14 protein-coding genes are annotated in these 16,468 nt (G+C 65.6%); 7 read left to right on the top strand and 7 right to left on the bottom strand.

Annotated elements, in window-relative coordinates; all coding sequences use genetic code 11:
* Positions 1 to 24: 24 nt before the first annotated feature.
* Positions 25 to 2,247: an ATP-binding protein gene (locus PVZ77_RS17770; RefSeq protein WP_273807852.1), complete on the bottom strand. Its 2,223-nt coding sequence runs from the start codon at positions 2,245 to 2,247 to the stop codon at positions 25 to 27.
* Between the two features lie 251 nt (positions 2,248 to 2,498).
* Here PVZ77_RS17770 and tadA point away from each other — a divergent pair, with 251 nt between their 5' ends.
* On the top strand, positions 2,499 to 3,002 hold the full coding sequence (gene tadA / locus PVZ77_RS17765; protein WP_273807851.1) for a tRNA adenosine(34) deaminase TadA: 504 nt from the start codon (positions 2,499 to 2,501) through the stop codon (positions 3,000 to 3,002).
* Here tadA and PVZ77_RS17760 read toward each other — a convergent pair.
* From PVZ77_RS17760 to PVZ77_RS17740, 5 genes are all read right to left on the bottom strand, one after another.
* Positions 2,999 to 3,397, bottom strand: coding sequence for a SufE family protein (locus PVZ77_RS17760; RefSeq protein WP_273807850.1), 399 nt, complete (start codon positions 3,395 to 3,397; stop codon positions 2,999 to 3,001). The two genes, tadA and PVZ77_RS17760, sit on opposite strands and share 4 nt — an antisense overlap.
* The gene (locus PVZ77_RS17755; RefSeq protein WP_273807849.1) at positions 3,394 to 4,602 is read right to left on the bottom strand and encodes an aminotransferase class V-fold PLP-dependent enzyme; all 1,209 of its coding nucleotides are present in this window, start codon (positions 4,600 to 4,602) and stop codon (positions 3,394 to 3,396) included. The genes PVZ77_RS17760 and PVZ77_RS17755 overlap by 4 nt, the downstream gene beginning before the upstream one ends.
* A gap of 50 nt (positions 4,603 to 4,652) precedes the next feature.
* A complete protein-coding gene (gene dapD, locus PVZ77_RS17750; RefSeq protein WP_273807848.1) occupies positions 4,653 to 5,687 on the bottom strand; it encodes a 2,3,4,5-tetrahydropyridine-2,6-dicarboxylate N-succinyltransferase in 1,035 nt (344 codons plus the stop codon).
* Between the two features lie 73 nt (positions 5,688 to 5,760).
* The gene (locus PVZ77_RS17745; RefSeq protein WP_273807847.1) at positions 5,761 to 6,123 is read right to left on the bottom strand and encodes an ArsC family reductase; all 363 of its coding nucleotides are present in this window, start codon (positions 6,121 to 6,123) and stop codon (positions 5,761 to 5,763) included.
* A 131-nt stretch (positions 6,124 to 6,254) separates the two neighbouring features.
* Entirely contained in the window at positions 6,255 to 6,695 is a 441-nt protein-coding gene (locus PVZ77_RS17740) for a YhcB family protein (RefSeq protein ID WP_064307427.1), read from the bottom strand.
* Positions 6,696 to 6,880: 185 nt separating this feature from the next.
* Here PVZ77_RS17740 and PVZ77_RS17735 point away from each other — a divergent pair, with 185 nt between their 5' ends.
* From PVZ77_RS17735 to rpsI, 6 genes are all read left to right on the top strand, one after another.
* Entirely contained in the window at positions 6,881 to 7,516 is a 636-nt protein-coding gene (locus PVZ77_RS17735; protein ID WP_273807846.1) for an alpha/beta hydrolase, read from the top strand.
* Positions 7,517 to 7,549: 33 nt separating this feature from the next.
* Positions 7,550 to 8,896 (top strand): tryptophan--tRNA ligase, encoded by a 1,347-nt coding sequence (locus PVZ77_RS17730; RefSeq protein ID WP_273807845.1) that lies wholly within the window; start codon positions 7,550 to 7,552, stop codon positions 8,894 to 8,896.
* Positions 8,897 to 8,982: 86 nt separating this feature from the next.
* On the top strand, positions 8,983 to 10,077 hold the full coding sequence (gene zapE, locus PVZ77_RS17725) for a cell division protein ZapE (protein ID WP_208692212.1): 1,095 nt from the start codon (positions 8,983 to 8,985) through the stop codon (positions 10,075 to 10,077).
* A 54-nt stretch (positions 10,078 to 10,131) separates the two neighbouring features.
* Complete coding sequence (nfi, locus tag PVZ77_RS17720) at positions 10,132 to 10,833, top strand: deoxyribonuclease V (RefSeq protein ID WP_273807844.1); 702 nt, start codon at positions 10,132 to 10,134, stop codon at positions 10,831 to 10,833.
* Between the two features lie 207 nt (positions 10,834 to 11,040).
* Positions 11,041 to 11,469 carry a 50S ribosomal protein L13 gene (gene rplM / locus PVZ77_RS17715; protein WP_007160609.1) on the top strand — a complete coding sequence of 143 codons (429 nt, stop codon included), beginning with the start codon at positions 11,041 to 11,043 and terminating at the stop codon, positions 11,467 to 11,469.
* A 15-nt stretch (positions 11,470 to 11,484) separates the two neighbouring features.
* Entirely contained in the window at positions 11,485 to 11,877 is a 393-nt protein-coding gene (rpsI, locus tag PVZ77_RS17710) for a 30S ribosomal protein S9 (RefSeq protein WP_017640910.1), read from the top strand.
* Positions 11,878 to 12,675: 798 nt separating this feature from the next.
* Here the strand turns inward: rpsI and rne are convergent.
* Positions 12,676 to 15,972: a ribonuclease E gene (rne, locus tag PVZ77_RS17705; protein ID WP_273807843.1), complete on the bottom strand. Its 3,297-nt coding sequence runs from the start codon at positions 15,970 to 15,972 to the stop codon at positions 12,676 to 12,678.
* Between the last annotated feature and the right edge of the window lie 496 nt (positions 15,973 to 16,468).

The following is a 16,468-nucleotide window of genomic DNA, read 5'->3' as shown; positions in this document are numbered from 1 at the left end:
TTTCTCTTCGCGGATCCTGGCGCGCTAGGGCGCGATAGGCAGGGTAAACCTGAAGGTGCTGCCCTGACCCAGGGCGCTGGTGACGCTCAGCTCACCGCCGTGGGCCTCGACGATACCCTTGGCGATGTACAACCCCAGACCGTGACCGGTGGGATTGTCTTCCTGCACGTGCCAGAAGCGCTCGAACACCCGTGCCTGCTGCGCCTGGGTCATGCCGCGGCCGTTGTCGGTCACGCTGATCTCGGCCAGGTTGCCGAGCTGCCGCATGCTGAGTTGCACCAGGCCGCCTGGCGCGGTGAACTTGATGGCATTGCCCAGCAGGTTCATCAGCACCTGGAAGATGCGCTCGGCTTCCACCAGTACCTGGAGATCCGGATCGGCGGCGTATTCCAGGCTGATGTTCTTGACCTCCGCCAGCGGCCGCGACAGCAGGATCGGTTGCGCGCAGACGTCTGCCAGTCGTGCCGGTTTGAGGTCCAGCACCAGGCGATTCGACTCGATCTTCGACAGGTCCAGCAGGTCGCTGATCAGGGCGTTCATGCGGTTGGCCGCGGTCTCTATCACCTGCAGCGAACTGGGCAGCCGGTCATCGCCCAGCGCCAGCTTTTCCAGTTGGCGCTGCAACATCCCCACCTTCATCAGGATGATGGTGATGGGGCTGCGCAGGTCATGGGAAACCGCCGCGACGATCTCGTCGCGCAGGCGTACGGCCTGACGCTCGCGTTCGACCTGACGCGCCAGGTCCAGCTCGATGGCCGAACGGCGCAGGTCCTTGGCGGCAAACAGATCGGCCGGGCGCCAGCGTTCGGAGCGCAGGCGTACCAGCTCCTTCCAGGCATCGAAGGAGCGCCGCGGATGCGGATAGTTCAGTCCCGGACCCGATGCGGATGACGTGGCTTCCAGCTTGGCCGGGTTGCCACTCCAGACCACGGTGGTGACGATCTCGGGACGGAACCAGAGCACCAGGTTGCGCACCGGTTTGGGTAGCGCCAGTGCCAGGACGCCGCTGACCCGGTCGCTATAGCGGCGGGCCTCGGGCAATTCGTCGGCCAGGCAGCGGGTCGCATAGATGCCCGAGGCGTCCATCTCGGCCGTCACCCAGGCGGCGAGGGTACGGATGTCTTCCGCGTTCGGGCATTCGCCCAGGGTGCTGAGCTCATCCTCCACCAGCACCGCGACACCGCCGGCATTCACCAGCTCCAGGAGATCGGCGGGTCTTTCGGCGAGGCCACTGAGTACCTCGCCACGGCTGTCGCACATGCCCTGGATCAACGCCGCCAGTTGCGCCTCGCGGGCATCGATCTCGCGTTGCACCTGGCGATTTTCCAGCGCGCGAATCATCAGCGACACCAGCACCCCGACCGAGCGGCAGGCCATCCGCGTGCGATAGGGCAGATACAGGGGTTCGCGGTGGCCACAGCTGATCAACCCCCAGAGCTTGTCGTCGCTGATCAGCGACACGCTCATGGAGGCACGCAGGCCCTGGTTGCGCACATACTGGCAGTGGATGGGCGAGACACTGCGCAGCACGGCATGGGTCAGGTCGATGGGGTCGCGCTCGGTGCCATGCAGAAAGGCCGGTACCAGCGGGATCGCCTCGTACTGGGCGTCGGGAATATTGCGGATCCAGTTTTCGCGATAGAGCGCCCGGGCCTGGGCGGGAATGTCGGCCGCCGGAAAGTGCATGCCCAGATAGCTGTCGATGTCGTCGACACGGTCCTCGGTCACCACCTGGCCATCGCCGCCGTCATCGAAGCGATAGACCACTACCCGGTCGAAACCGGTGAGGGCGCGCACCTCGCGCACCGCACCCTCGCACAGCTCGGGCAGGGTGCGAGCCTGCTGCAGGCGGGCCAGGGCGCGCGCCAACCCGGCGGGCTCGACGCCGCCATGGTCGTCCGGCTCGAATTCCAGGAACACCAGGCCGTGGCTGCGATGCAGGATCACGTCCATGTCGCGAAGCGGACGCGCCCAGCTCAGCGGATTGGCTTCTTCCAGATGCTCCAGCGTCAGCGCCTGCTGCACCTGTTGGACCAGCTCGAGCGGCAGCGCCTGCTGAAACGGACGATGCAGCAGCTCGACCTGCGGCTTGCCCAGCAGCTCGGGCAGGTTGCGGCTGACATGCTTGATCAGCCATTCCCTCTCATCGAAGGCCAGGAGGTAACCGTGTGCCTGGATGGCGCCTGGAATGCGGATTGGCTCGCTTTCGCAGCTTTGCAGCGACTGACCGGAAGGTGCAGCAATCATGCGACTGTCTCAGATGAACTCTTGAATAGGACCGCGCCGAGGCGTTCCTGTTAAGGCTTCGGTACCGAATGGCTGTGAATGTGATGTCGATCACAGGCGCTTCCCAGGCATCGCACCCGCTTTGTATTTTCTGCATTCGATAACAATTATCGCGATCATTTTCTGACGAGAGGTTCATCTCCGGCGTCGGGTCCCATGGCTGGCCTCCCGGGCTGACGGCGGTATCATGGCGCTTTGACCAGAGTTCAGCCATGGCCCGCTTACGCCCCTTGCCCATCATCGATCGCAGCCGGGATGACCTGTTCATGCGCGAGGCCCTGGTCCTGGCCGAGCGGGGCGCCGAACAGGGCGAGGTGCCGGTCGGGGCCGTGGTGGTACTCGACGGAGAGGTCATCGGTCGCGGTTTCAATCGGCCCATCGGTGCCCACGATCCCAGCGCCCATGCCGAGATGGAGGCCATCCGCGATGCCGCCGCGCGGCTGGCCAACTACCGGCTGCCCGGGGCGACGCTCTACGTCACGCTTGAACCGTGCAGCATGTGCGCCGGCCTCATCGTCCACAGTCGCATCCAGCGGCTGGTCTATGGCGCCAGCGAGCCGCGCGCCGGCATGGCCCAGAGTCGCGGGCGCTTCTTCGAGCAGGACTTTCTCAATCACCGGGTCCTGGTGGAAGGCGGGGTGCTGGCCGAGGCCTGTGGCCAGGTGCTGACCGGGTTCTTCCGCGCACGGCGCAATCCCGCGGCCAGCGAAGGCTAGGCCGCCAGTTCGCGCATCCGCGTGAGCACGGCGTTCAGGCCGTTGCTGCGCGATTGCGACAGCTGGCGTTCCAGCCCGAGTTCGCCCAGCCAGCCGTGGATGTCGAGGCGACCCAGTTCTTCACGGGTCAAGCCGTTGGCGCGCACCAGCACCACGGCAAGCAGCCCCTTGAGCACCCGGGATTCGCTGCTGGCGCGAAAGAAGTGACGATCGCCCTGGGCTTCATGGGTCAGGCGTACCCGACTCTCGCAGCCCTGCACCAGATCCTCGTCGCGTTCCTCGAGCACCGCCTGCAGGCGCTCGGCCCACTGCAACAGCAGTCGCGAGCGCGCCTCCCAGCCCTTGGCGATGATGAAGGCGCGGCGAGCTTCCGCCGCATCGGGAAGCAGATTCATCGCAGCAGCTCCAAAGCGTTGTCCAGGGCAGTGAAAAAGCGCTGCAGGTCCTCGGCATCGTTGTACAGGCCCAGGGATACCCGCAGTGCACCAGGCGTCTGCAAGGTCTGGAACAGCGGCATGGCGCAGTGCTGACCGGCGCGCACCGCGATGCCCTGTTCCCCCAGCAGATGGGAAAGATCGCCGACATCGATGCCCGCGACCTGGAAGCTGGCCAGGGCGATCTGGGGTTCACCCAGCACCTGGACGCCGTCGCGGGCAGCCAGTCCGGCCAGGAGCTTCAGACTGAGCGCCTGCTCGTGACCGCGGATCAGCGTCTCGTCCTGACCCTGTAGCCAGTCGACCGCTGCACCCAGGGCGATGGCCGCGCCTATGGGCGGCGTCCCGGCTTCGAAGCCCATGGGCGCGGCATGGAAGCGGGCCTCGGCAAAGGTGGTGTGCTGCACCATCTCGCCGCCGAACTGCCAGGGCTTGAGCCGCGCCAGACAATCGGCCTTGCCCCAGAGCACGCCAATGGCCTCGGGGGCATAAAGCTTGTGGCCGGAAAAGACATAGAAGTCGGCGTCGAAGTCGCCCGGGCGATGGCGGCCATGGACCGCGCCCTGGGCGCCGTCCACCACCAGCCAGGCCGGCGAGCGCGCCCGTACCAGGGCCGCGAGCTCCGCCAGCGGTTGCCAGGTGCCGAGCACATTGGACAGCTGGCTGACCGCCACCACGCGCGTTCGAGGGCCCAGCAGCCGCTCGGCGGCTTCCAGGTCCAGATGACCGCTTGGGGTCAGGGGGATGACCCTGAGTTCAAGGCCCCGACGCCGGGCCAGCTGCTGCCAGGGCAACAGATTGGCATGGTGCTCAAGGGCGCTGATGAGAATCTCGTCACCCGCCGCGCAGGCGTCTTCCAACCCGTAGGCCAGCAGATTGAGGGCCTCGGTCGCGCCGCGGGTCAGCACCACCTCGTGCGGCGAGGCCGCGCCCAGCCAGGCGGCGATCCGTCCACGGGCGCCTTCGTAGGCGGCGGTGGTCCGCTCGGCGGCCCAGTGCTGGGCGCGATGCACATTGGCTGCACCCAGGCTGTAGCTGGCCAGCAGGGCATCCAGCACCACCTGGGGCTTCTGCGCCGTGGCGGCGCTGTCGAGGTAGGTGATGCCGTCGGCGGCGAAGGCGGTGAAAGCCGGAAACTCGGCTCTCCAGGGAGAGGGTAGCGACATGGCGACAGCTCCGGGGTAGCCCGCCTGGAGCGGGCTGCCCGGTTGTGGACTCAGTTGTGCGCGTGCAGCGCTTCGTTGAGTTCGATGGCGGTCTTGTTGGTCTTGCACTCGACCGCGCCGGTTTCCGAATTGCGGCGCAGCAGCAGGTCGCTCTGACCGGCCAGTTCGCGCGCCTTGACCACCCGTACCAGCTGGTTCTGGTCATCCAGCACGGCGACCTTGGTACCCGCGGTCACATAGAGGCCGGATTCCACGGTGCAGCGATCGCCCAGCGGGATGCCGATGCCGGCGTTGGCACCGATCAGGCAGCCTTCGCCGACGCTGATGATGATGTTGCCACCGCCCGACAGGGTGCCCATGGTCGAGCAGCCGCCGCCCAGGTCCGACCCCTTGCCGACGAAGACGCCCGCGGAGACGCGGCCTTCGATCATGCCCGGGCCGGCGGTACCGGCGTTGAAGTTGACGAAGCCTTCGTGCATCACCGTGGTGCCTTCACCCACATAGGCGCCCAGGCGCACGCGGGCGGTATCGGCGATACGCACGCCGGCCGGCACCACGTAGTCGGTCATCTTGGGGAACTTGTCCACCGAGAAGACTTCCAGCAGCTTGCCGCGCAGACGGGCCTCCAGCTGCTCGGCCGGCAGCTCGGCCAGGTCCACGGCGCCCTGGTTGGTCCAGGCCACGTTGGGCAGCAGGGCGAAGATGCCGCTGAGGTTCAGGCCATGGGGTTTGACCAGGCGATGGGACAGCAGATGCAGCTTCAGGTAGGCCTCGGGGGTGGAGGCGGGCGCGGCGTCCTCGGCCAGCAGCGTGGCCACCAGCGGCTTGTTGCTTTCCGCCAGGCGGGTCAGCAGCGCCGACTGCACGGCATCGATGCCCTTGAGGGCTTCGGCCAGACCGCGGGCCTGGGCCGGAGCGAAGGCGATGGCCTGGTTGCCGCCCTGGTACTCCAGCAGTGGCGCGACCGCTTCGACCAGCGCCGCCGAGGGATTCAGCAGAGGCTGTGCATAGAAGACTTCCAGCCAGGCGTCCTGGCGATTCTGGGTGCCGACACCGAAGGCGATACTGAAGAGGGCATTCGACATGAGACTGTTCCTTTGCAGAGGCACCGATCCGGTCGGTGCGAGATGTTCGGTAGTAGGGGCGGTGGCCGCGGGGTCAGTTCAGGGCCGCGGCATAGAGCTCGGGCTTGAAGCCCAGCAGGGTACGGTCGCCGAGATCGAGCACGGGTCGCTTGATCATCGAAGGCTGCGCCAGCATCAGGTCGATGGCCCTGGCGGTATCGAGGTTGGCCTTCTGGGCGTCGTCGAGTTTGCGGAAGGTGGTGCCGGCGCGATTGAGCACCTTGTCCCAGCCATGCTCCGCGCACCAGGCCGCCAGCCGTTCGCGGTCGATGCCGCTCTGCTTGTAGTCATGGAAGTGATAGGCCTGGCCATGCTCATCGAGCCATTGGCGGGCCTTCTTCATGGTGTCACAGGCCTTGATGCCGTAGAGGCTCAGGCCACTGGCCGCTGCGGGCATGGCGTTCTCCTGCGAAAGACTGCAACCGCGGATTATGCCATGACGGGCCGGAAAAGGGCCGGGCGTCGCGCCCTGGGTGACGAGGGCAGGCGCCGGAAAGCAGAAGGCCGGGGAGTCCCCGGCCTTGGCGATCAACCGCGGCTTTTCACGCCGTAGGTTTCGTCGAGGGTGCCGGGGGTGCCGTCACCCTTGGGCGCGTAGTCCCGCGGCGCCTCGGTCGGACCGTCGATGCGCTCGCGACTGGACGGGTAACGCTGCTCGGCGCTGTGCAGCGAAGCCAGCAGGTGCTGACGGGTCAGCTCGTCCTGGGCCAGACGCTCGGCGCCTTCGGACAGGTGCGACTGCATGTCCTGGTAGGTCTGGGTGAGCTTGCGCACCAGGCCGGCGGTGGTGCTGAAGTGGCTGGTGACCTCGTGCTGGTAGTCGTCGAACTTCTTCTGCAGGTCATCCAGCTGGCGCTGCACGCGGCTCGGCGCGGCACCCGGCACCAGGCGCGCCAGCAGAAAACCTATCCCGACCCCGATCAGCAGCGCGATCAGGGGCAACAACCAGGTAGTGAGCGACTGTTCCACGAAACTTCCTCTATGAGCGGCTTTGCTTTACGGTAACGGCAGACCGACGAGCCTGTACACTGGGTTGCGTCATCTGCCATTCGCTGGGCGTCATCATACCCCGCAGTCAGGCATCGCGCAGGATCGACCCTATCAAAATCAACTCCTTGGATGAGCACTGTTCGTCCGGGATCACGGAGTCAAGCGTGTCAGCCCGTGAACAATCCCTGCTGCTGGAGGGCCCCGCGGGCACTCTGGAAGCGCTGTACCAGAGCCCGGATGCCGCCACCGGCGCGGTCCTGCTCTGTCATCCCCATCCGCTCCATGGCGGCGCCATGCAGAACAAGGTGGTCGCCACCCTGCAGCGCATCGCTCGGGACGCCGGCCAGGCCACCCTCAGATTCAACTTTCGTGGCGTCGGCGCCAGCACCGGCGTGCATGCCGGCGGTGAAGGCGAGATCGACGATGCCGCGGCCGCCGCGGCCTGGTTGCGCGAGCGCCATCCCGACCTGCCGCTGACCCTCTGCGGTTTCTCCTTCGGTTCCTGTGTCGCCGCCTGCCTGGGCGGCCGCCTGGAAGGCGAGGGCGTGGCGGTGGAGCGGCTGTTCATGCTGGCGCCGCCGGTGGAGCGTTTCGCGGTCGACGGTCGCCTGCCACAGCGGGCGCGCCTCACGGTGATCCAGCCCGAAGCCGACGAGGTGGTGACCCCTGAGCGGGTCTATGCCTGGTCCGCCGCGCTCGAACAGCCGCACGAATTGCTCCGCGTCGCCGAGTGCAGCCATTTCTTCCATGGCAAACTCGTCGAACTCAAAGATCTGGTCCTGCCGCGCCTGCAGGCCTGACCCTCGTTAGTCTCTCGGATTCCCAGCGCCTCCATGACCACTCGCATTCTCACTGGCATCACCACCACCGGTACCCCGCACCTGGGCAACTACGCCGGGGCCATCCGTCCCGCCATCCGCGCCAGTCTGGCCGACGATGCCGACTCCTTCTATTTCCTCGCCGACTACCATGCCCTGATCAAATGCGACGACCCCGCGCGCATCCAGCGTTCGCGCCTGGAGATCGCCGCCACCTGGCTGGCCAGCGGCCTGGATCCGGAGCGGGTGACCTTCTATCGCCAGTCCGACATCCCCGAGATCCCCGAACTGACCTGGCTGCTCACCTGCGTCGCCGGCAAGGGCCTGCTCAATCGCGCCCATGCCTACAAGGCCGCGGTCGACCGCAACCTGGAGCAGGGCGAAGACCCCGACGCGGGGGTGACCATGGGCCTCTACAGCTACCCGGTGCTGATGGCCGCGGACATTCTCATGTTCAACGCCCTGCGCGTGCCGGTCGGGCGGGACCAGATCCAGCACGTGGAGATGGCCCGCGACATCGGTCAGCGCTTCAACCACCTGTTCGGCAACGGGCGCGACTATTTCGCCCTGCCCGAGGCGGTCATCGAGGAAAGCGTCTCCACCTTGCCCGGTCTCGATGGCCGCAAGATGTCGAAGAGCTACGACAACACCATCCCGCTGTTCGGTAGCGCCAGGCAGCTCAAGGACGCCATCGCCCGCATCGTCACCGATTCGCGCCTGCCCGGCGAGCCCAAGGACCCCGACAGCGCCCACCTCTTCACCCTCTATCAGGCCTTCGCCACCCCCGAGCAGAGCGCGGCCTTCCGCGCGGCCCTGCTGGATGGTCTGGCCTGGGGCGAAGCCAAGGGCCAGCTGTTCGAGTTGCTCGATGCCGAGCTGGGCGAGGCCCGCGAGCGCTACGCGGCGCTGATCGCCCGTCCCGACGATCTGGAAGACATCCTGCTGGCTGGTGCTGCCAAGGCCCGCCGCTATGCCACGCCCTTCCTCGGCGAGCTGCGCGAAGCCGTGGGCCTGCGTTCGCTCAAGACCCAGGTCGCCACGGGTGGCGCCAAGAAGAAGGCCAGCAAGACCGCCCGCTTCGTCAGCTTCCGCGAAGGCGATAGCTTCCGTTTCCGCCTGCTCGACGCCGACGGCACCGAACTGGCGCTGTCGATCCCCTTCACCGAGGCCAAGACCGCCGGCATCACCAGCAAGCAGCTGGTCAGTACGCCGGCCACCGTCGTGGCGGCTGAGGGCAACGGCTTCCAGCTGCTGCTGGAGGATCAGATCGTGGCCGAGGGCGTCGCCAGCGATTCCCCCGCCGCGCGCGATGCGCTGATCAAGCGCACCCGGACCGCGCTCGCACAACTGGCCGAGTCCTGAAGGGCACCGGTGGTCCCTGGCGTTGTCAACGCCAGGGACCACCATTACAGTGACCACCCTTTTTTCCCATCCGACCAGAAGCCGCCATGACCCCCCTCGAGCGTTACCAGGCCGACCTCAAGCGCCCGGAGTTTTTCTACGATGCTGCCCAGGAAGAGGCCGTCCGCCATCTGCAGCGCCTCTATGACGAACTGCTCGTCGAGCCCGCCGCCAAGGGTGGCCTGTTCGGCAAGCTGCTCGGGCGCAAGACGGTAACGCCGATCAAGGGTCTGTATTTCTGGGGTGGGGTAGGGCGTGGCAAGACCTATCTGGTCGATACCTTCTATGACGCCCTGCCGTTCAAGCAGAAGATGCGCACCCACTTCCACCGCTTCATGAAGCGTGTCCACGAAGAGCTGCGCACCCTCAAGGGCGAGAAGAATCCCCTGACCATCATCGCCCGGCGCTTCGCCGACGAGGCGCGGGTGATCTGCTTCGACGAATTCTTCGTTTCCGACATCACCGACGCCATGATCCTGGCGACCCTGCTCGAAGAGCTGTTCAAGAACGGCGTGAGTCTGGTCGCCACCTCGAACATCGTGCCCGACGGCCTCTACAAGGACGGTCTGCAACGCGCGCGCTTCCTGCCGGCCATCGCGCTGCTCAAGGAACATACCGAGATCGTCAACGTCGACAGCGGCGTGGATTATCGCCTGCGCGCCCTGGAACAGGCCCAGCTGTTTCACTATCCGCTGAGCGAAGCCGTCGAGGCGGCGATGGCCAAGAGCTTCCGTTCGCTCACCGTCGAGTGCAACGACCTCTGCGAAGATGTGCCGCTGATGATCGAGAATCGCGAGATCCGCGCTCGCCGTACCTGCGAAGACGTCGCCTGGTTCGATTTCCGCGCCCTTTGCGACGGTCCGCGCAGCCAGAACGACTACATCGAGCTGGGCAAGATCTTCCAGACGGTGCTGGTCAGCAATGTCGAGCAGATGGATGCGCTCAAGGACGATATGGCGCGACGCTTCATCAACCTGGTCGATGAATTCTACGATCGTCAAGTCAAGCTGATCCTGTCCGCTGAGGTCGAGCTCAAGGACCTCTATTCCGGTGGCCGTCTGGAGTTCGAATTCCAGCGCACCCTTAGCCGTCTGCTGGAAATGCAGTCCCACGAATACCTCGCCCGACCGCACAAGCCCTGAACCCTGCCTGGGTTAGAGGATCAATCCCTTGACCCAGGTTCTCGGGAGGTACGTGTGAATTCCGATCCCTTCGCCGAGTGGGATGGCTCGCCCACCCAGGCGCGCATCCTGCAGAAGCAACTCGCCAAGCAGGTCCTGCTGCACGACGACTTCGGCACGCCGCGGCGTTACGCCGGTGTCGATGTAGGTTTCGAGGAGGGCGGCGAGATCACCCGCGCGGTGGCCGTCCTGCTGGATGCCGAGACCCTGCAGCCGCTGGCCCATGCCGTCGCCCGCATCCCCACGGTGATGCCCTATGTCCCGGGACTGCTGTCCTTTCGGGAGCTTCCCGCACTGCTCCAGGCGCTGGCGGAATTGCCGGAGACTCCCGACCTGGTGTTCTGCGATGGCCACGGCGTCGCCCATCCCCGCCGGCTGGGCATCGCCGCTCATCTGGGTGTGGTCACCGGTCTGCCGACGATCGGCGTGGCCAAGAAAATCCTTACCGGCCACCACGGCGAACTCGCCGAGACGCGCGGCAGCCAGGTCGACTTGCTGGATCGCGAGGGCGGAGTGATAGGAACGGTGCTGCGCAGCAAGGATCGGGTCAAGCCGCTGATCGTCTCGCCCGGGCACCGGGTCGGCCTGGCCACTGCGCCGGCGCTGGTCATGGCCTGCGTAAGGCGCCATCGCCTGCCGGAACCCACGCGACTGGCAGACCACCTGGCCTCACGCCGTCAGGGCTCGGCGGCTACCCAGGCGCTATTTTCCTTCTGATTCTCTGCTTGCTTTTTTACCCTGAGCGGGTATCATGCCGCAGCTTTCTTGGCGGGGGATGCCTAAGCCTGCCGAGATCGCCGTAGCGGACGCCGACCCGAGCCCCCGAAGAGCGTCTGTTTCCGGCTGCCCCTGACTTGTCTGGGGTTGCACTGTTGTGTAGAATTTGCCGTCTTTTTACCAGGGCGGCCTCTGAGGCCATAGAGAATGAAAACTTTCACCGCAAAACCGGAAACCGTTAAGCGCGACTGGTACGTCGTCGACGCTGCTGGCCAGACTCTGGGTCGTCTGGCTACTGAAATCGCCACTCGCCTGCGTGGCAAGCACAAGCCCGAATACACCCCTCACGTTGACACCGGCGACTACATCGTCGTCATCAACGCCGAGCAGGTTCGTGTGACCGGTGCCAAGACTACCGACAAGATGTACTATCATCACTCCGGTTTCCCGGGTGGCATCAAGTCGATCAACTTCGAAAAGCTGATCGCCCGTGCTCCCGAGCGCGTCATCGAGACCGCCGTCAAGGGTATGCTGCCGAAGAACCCGCTGGGTCGCGACATGTATCGCAAGCTCAAGGTGTACAAGGGTGCGAACCATCCGCACACCGCTCAGCAGCCCCAAGAACTCAAGTTTTAATCGGGATAGTACAACATGTCGGCAACTCAAAATTACGGTACCGGCCGTCGTAAGACTGCCACCGCTCGTGTCTTCCTCCGTCCGGGCACTGGCAAGATCTCCATCAACGATCGCGCTCTGGACACCTTCTTCGGCCGCGAAACCGCGCGCATGGTCGTGCGTCAGCCCCTCGAGCTGACCGAGACCCTGGAGAAGTTCGACATCTACGTTACCGTCGCTGGCGGTGGTGTGAGCGGTCAGGCCGGTGCTATCCGTCACGGCATCACCCGTGCTCTGATCGAGTATGACGAAGGCTACCGCAGCTCCCTGCGCAAAGCCGGTTACGTCACTCGTGACGCCCGTGAAGTCGAGCGTAAGAAAGTCGGTCTGCGCAAAGCGCGTAAGCGTCCGCAGTACTCCAAGCGTTAATCCTTCGGGATACGCTCGAAAAACCCAGCCAATGGCTGGGTTTTTTTATGCCCAGGATTTTTCCCACATGGGCGCCGGAGTCTCGGGCAGGCGGGCTATCTCGCCTGTCGTTGGGCTTCGCTGCGCTCAGCGCCGACCTGCCCGGTATGTCGAGGCACCATAGGTTAGGTTGAGGCAGCTCCATCGCCGAAGCCCAGCCCGTCTATCTCGCCAGCACCGGGCTGCGCTGCGCTCAGCGCCAACCTGCCCGGTGTGGCGAGGCACCGTAGGTTGGGTTGAGGTAGCTCCACCGCCGAAGCCCAGCAGCCCGTCTAGCTCTCCAGCATCGGGCTTCACTGCGCTCGGCGCCAACCTGCCCGGTATGGCGAGGCGCCATAGGTTGGGTTAAGGCAGCTCCATCGCCGAAGCCCAACAGGCCGTCTATCTCGCCAGCACCGGGCTTCGCTGTGCTCAGCGCCAATCTACCCGGTATGGCGAGGCACCGTAGGTTGGGTTGAGGCAGCTCCATCGTCGAAGCCCAACAGCCCGTCTATCTCGCCAGCACCGGGCTTCGCTGTGCTCAGCGCCAACCTGCCTGCTATGTCGAGGCGCCCTAGGGTGGCTGAGGCAGCTCCAATTCGGCGCCCGGCACCCAGGGCCTATGCCTCTCCGTCTTGGGCTCGGCGTCGGCCTGTAAAAGGCTTCTATAGCCTTACCTGGGCCGGCGCGAGTACGTATTCGAGCGTGTACCGCCGCCTGTGTGGATTCCAGGCATAAAAAAAGGGGCGCCTAGGCGCCCCTTTTCATGGGTGGCTGAGATCAGCCGGGGTGATTTTCCCGGGAGTCCTTGAGCTTGCGATCGAGTTCGGCCTGAGTGGCTTCATCCTCTTTCACGGCATCGGCCTTGGGCGCTTCGTCAGTGACACTTTCCTGACCGGTCAGGGCGACGCTGGCCGCTTCTTCCTGGGCCGGGCTGGGCACGACCTCGACCGGCTCTTCCATCACGATCGGTGCCGACTCGGCCTCGGCTGCGGGCAGCTCTTCGGTCGCCTGGACGGGCTGGGCCTCGGGCGCCTGCTGCGGCTCCACGGTGCCTACCGCTGCGGTGGCGAAGGTTTCCTCGGTTTCGGCGATAGCCCCCAGGGCGGGTGCCTCGGCCTGCTGCTCGGTCTGGTTGGCGCGAGCGGCTTCAGCTTCACGAGCCATGCGCTCACGGCGACGACGCTCGCGCGGGTCGTTGGAGGCGCGGCCCGCGGCCGACTCTGCAGTTTCGGCTTCGACCGGTGCGGCAGGAATGGGGGCGGGGGTCGTGACCGGGGCGACCTGCTCGGCGGCAGGTGCGGCAATTTCCACTTCCTGATGCGGTGCGCGCTCGTCCTGGAGCTGGCTCACGTTGGGCGTGAGGATCTCCGGCTGGGCAGGCGCCTCGGCGGCAGGCTGCTCCATCGCGGTTTCCCGGGTGAATTCAGCGGCAGGAGTGTCGGCAGCCACTACCGGCTCGTGCTGGCGAACCTCGCGAGCCTCTTCCTGGGTGGCGACGGCAGTGACGCTCTCGCTCACCACGACAGCGGTACCCAGAGCTATGGCGGCGGGCGCTACAGTGGCGTCGGTACCCGGCTCCTCGTCTTCGATGAAGTTGCCATTGGCATCGCGCTGGCGCTCGCGACGGTTGCTGCGGCGACGCTGACCGCGGGAACGACGACGCGGACGCTCTTCGCCTTCTTCCAGCTCGTCATTGCCTTCCAGTACTTCTTCTTCGTTCAGCTCTTCGGCGCTGGCCGCTTCCTGACGCTCTTCGCGCGCCTTGCGCTCTTCACGGGGCTGACGCTCTTCCCGCGGCTTGCGCTCCTCGCGCGGCTGGCGCTCTTCGCGAGCCGGACGCTCTTCGGCACTCACGTGCTCTTCGCGCGGCTGGCGATCTTCACGGGGTTGACGCTCTTCGCGCGGCTGACGCTCTTCGCGAGTGGCACGCTCCTCGCGGGGCTGACGCTCTTCACGAGGCTGACGCTCCTCGCGCGGCTGGCGTTCTTCACGCGGTTGACGCTCTTCGCGGGTGGCGCGCTCTTCGCGGGGCTGACGCTCCTCGCGCGGCTGGCGTTCTTCACGCGGTTGACGCTCTTCGCGGGGCTGACGCTCCTCGCGAGCCGGACGGTCTTCACGGGGCTGACGCTCTTCCCGCGGCTTGCGCTCTTCGCGGGCTGGACGCTCGCTGCGCTCGCCACGATCGGCGCGGGGCTGACGCTCTTCGCGCGGCTTGCGCTCGTCGTCACGACGACCTTCGCGGCGGCGATTCTGCTGACGGCCGTTGCGGCGTTCGTCCTGGCTGCGCTGCTCGTCGCTGCTCTTGGCGGCGACCGGTGCGGCAACGGCCTTGTCGGCCATGGGCTGCTCTTCGGTCTTGCCGGCGAACAGGCTGACCAGGGACTTGACCAGGCCCTTGAACAGATTGGGCTCGGCGGTGGCCTTGGCTGCGGGAGCGGCGGGCGCCACGACTTCGGCGGTGACCGGGGTAGGGGCGGGTGCGCGCTCGGGCGCGACCTTCACCGCCGCTTCCTGGCGCACCAGGGTGCGGGTGGAGCTGACCGGCTGCACCTCTTCGGCTTCGGTGTTGGCCATCTCGTAGCTGGACTGGCTGTTCAGCAGCTCGGGATTGTCGTCACGCAGACGCTGCACTTCGAAGTGCGGGGTCTCGATGTGATCGTCCGGCAGGATGATGATGCGCACGCGGGTGCGCAGCTCGATCTTGGTGATGCTGTTGCGCTTCTCGTTGAGCAGGAAGGACGCGACCTGGATGGGTACGTGGGCGCGGACTTCGGCGGTGCGATCCTTGAGAGCTTCTTCCTCGATCAGGCGCAGGATGGCCAGCGACAGGGATTCCACGTCGCGGATGATGCCCTGGCCGTTGCAACGGGGGCAGACGATGCCGCTGGTTTCGCGCAGGGAAGGGCGCAGGCGCTGGCGGGACATTTCCAGCAGGCCGAAGCGGGAGATACGACCGATCTGCACGCGGGCGCGGTCTGCTTCCAGGGCTTCGCGGACGCGATCTTCCACGGCGCGCTGGTTCTTGACCGGAGTCATGTCGATGAAGTCGATGACGATCAGGCCGCCGATGTCGCGCAGGCGCAGCTGGCGGGCGATTTCCTCAGCCGCTTCCAGGTTGGTCTGCAGGGCGGTTTCTTCGATGTCGCCGCCCTTGGTGGCGCGCGCCGAGTTGATGTCGATGGACACCAGGGCTTCGGTGGGGTCGATGACGATGGAGCCGCCCGAGGGCAGCTTCACTTCACGCTGGAAGGCGGTCTCGATCTGGCTTTCGATCTGGAAGCGATTGAACAGCGGGACGCTGTCCTGGTACAGCTTGATCTTGCTGGCGTACTGCGGCATCACCTGGCGGATGAAGCTCAGGGCTTCTTCCTGGGCTTCGACGCTGTCGACCAGGACCTCGCCGATGTCCTGGCGCAGGTAGTCGCGGATGGCGCGAATGATGACGTTGCTTTCCTGATAGATCAGGAAGGGACCCTTGCGCTCGCCCGAGGCTTCGTTGATGGCGGACCAGAGTTGCAGCAGGTAGTCGAGGTCCCACTGCAGCTCTTCGGTGCTGCGACCGAGGCCGGCGGTGCGCACGATCAGGCCCATGTCGCCCGGGGCGTTCAGGCCGTTCAGGGCTTCGCGCAGTTCGTTGCGCTCTTCACCCTCGATGCGACGGGAGATGCCGCCCGCGCGGGGATTGTTGGGCATCAGCACCAGGTAGCGACCGGCGAGGCTGATGAAGGTGGTCAGGGCGGCACCCTTGTTGCCGCGCTCTTCCTTTTCGACCTGGACGACTACTTCCTGGCCTTCGGAGAGCACTTCCTTGATGTTGACGCGGCCTTCCGGGTTCTTCTTGAAGTATTCCCGGGAGATTTCCTTCAGTGGCAGAAAGCCGTGGCGGTCAGCGCCGAAGTCGACGAAGGCGGCTTCCAGGCTGGGCTCGATGCGGGTGATGCGGCCTTTGTAGATGTTGGCCTTTTTCTGTTCGCGGGCTCCGGACTCGATGTCCAGATCGAACAGACGTTGACCGTCGACCAGGGCAACCCGCAATTCCTCGGGCTGGGTCGCGTTGATGAGCATTCTTTTCATGTAATACCACTACGTTCCAGGCTCTCGGCCTACGTGGTGGCAACAGGATTCAGGAGAAGGGTGCACGGGGTCGTATCGAAGCCGGTCCAAGCCGGCCTTCGTGTCCAGCAGCAGGCCCGGGGGGCGTGCCGCGACTACGTCTCCTGCAGGCGCTTGAGCGACTGCCGTTGCAGCTCCACAAGAGGAGGAATCAACCAGGCATGGTGCGGGCGTGACAGCCGAAAGGCTCAGGCAGCCGGGTCGTCGCGGGATTCGTGTCAGGTGTCGCGGTTGGAGCATCGGCCGTTGGCCTTGAGGCTTCCACCTGCGATCGTCACCTTGGCCGAAGCTGGGCGCGAAGCGGGCTGCAGGCGTACTGTCAGGCTACGCGATACGCTGGTTGTGCATCTCCATCCTGCACACAATCTTCAGGAATCTGGTGCCGCCCGCAAGGTCCGGAGCGGTTGTCGTTTTACAGCTGACACCCTGGGTGCCGCTGCCTTGGTTACCAGGCGGA

Source organism: Pseudomonas sp. SHLD1 (genome assembly GCF_028640935.1).
In the GTDB taxonomy this organism is placed as follows: domain Bacteria; phylum Pseudomonadota; class Gammaproteobacteria; order Pseudomonadales; family Pseudomonadaceae; genus Chryseomonas; species Chryseomonas aestiva.
This window is presented reverse-complemented; position numbering and strand designations above follow the sequence as displayed.

Coding starts and splice junctions, on each gene's coding strand:
- PVZ77_RS17770 (WP_273807852.1), bottom strand. CDS start 2,247: ATGATTGCTGCACCTTCCGGTCAGTCGCTGCAAAGCTGCGAAAGCGAG.
- tadA (WP_273807851.1), top strand. CDS start 2,499: ATGGCCCGCTTACGCCCCTTGCCCATCATCGATCGCAGCCGGGATGAC.
- PVZ77_RS17760 (WP_273807850.1), bottom strand. CDS start 3,397: ATGAATCTGCTTCCCGATGCGGCGGAAGCTCGCCGCGCCTTCATCATC.
- PVZ77_RS17755 (WP_273807849.1), bottom strand. CDS start 4,602: ATGTCGCTACCCTCTCCCTGGAGAGCCGAGTTTCCGGCTTTCACCGCC.
- dapD (WP_273807848.1), bottom strand. CDS start 5,687: ATGTCGAATGCCCTCTTCAGTATCGCCTTCGGTGTCGGCACCCAGAAT.
- PVZ77_RS17745 (WP_273807847.1), bottom strand. CDS start 6,123: ATGCCCGCAGCGGCCAGTGGCCTGAGCCTCTACGGCATCAAGGCCTGT.
- PVZ77_RS17730 (WP_273807845.1), top strand. CDS start 7,550: ATGACCACTCGCATTCTCACTGGCATCACCACCACCGGTACCCCGCAC.
- zapE (WP_208692212.1), top strand. CDS start 8,983: ATGACCCCCCTCGAGCGTTACCAGGCCGACCTCAAGCGCCCGGAGTTT.
- rplM (WP_007160609.1), top strand. CDS start 11,041: ATGAAAACTTTCACCGCAAAACCGGAAACCGTTAAGCGCGACTGGTAC.
- rpsI (WP_017640910.1), top strand. CDS start 11,485: ATGTCGGCAACTCAAAATTACGGTACCGGCCGTCGTAAGACTGCCACC.
- rne (WP_273807843.1), bottom strand. CDS start 15,972: ATGAAAAGAATGCTCATCAACGCGACCCAGCCCGAGGAATTGCGGGTT.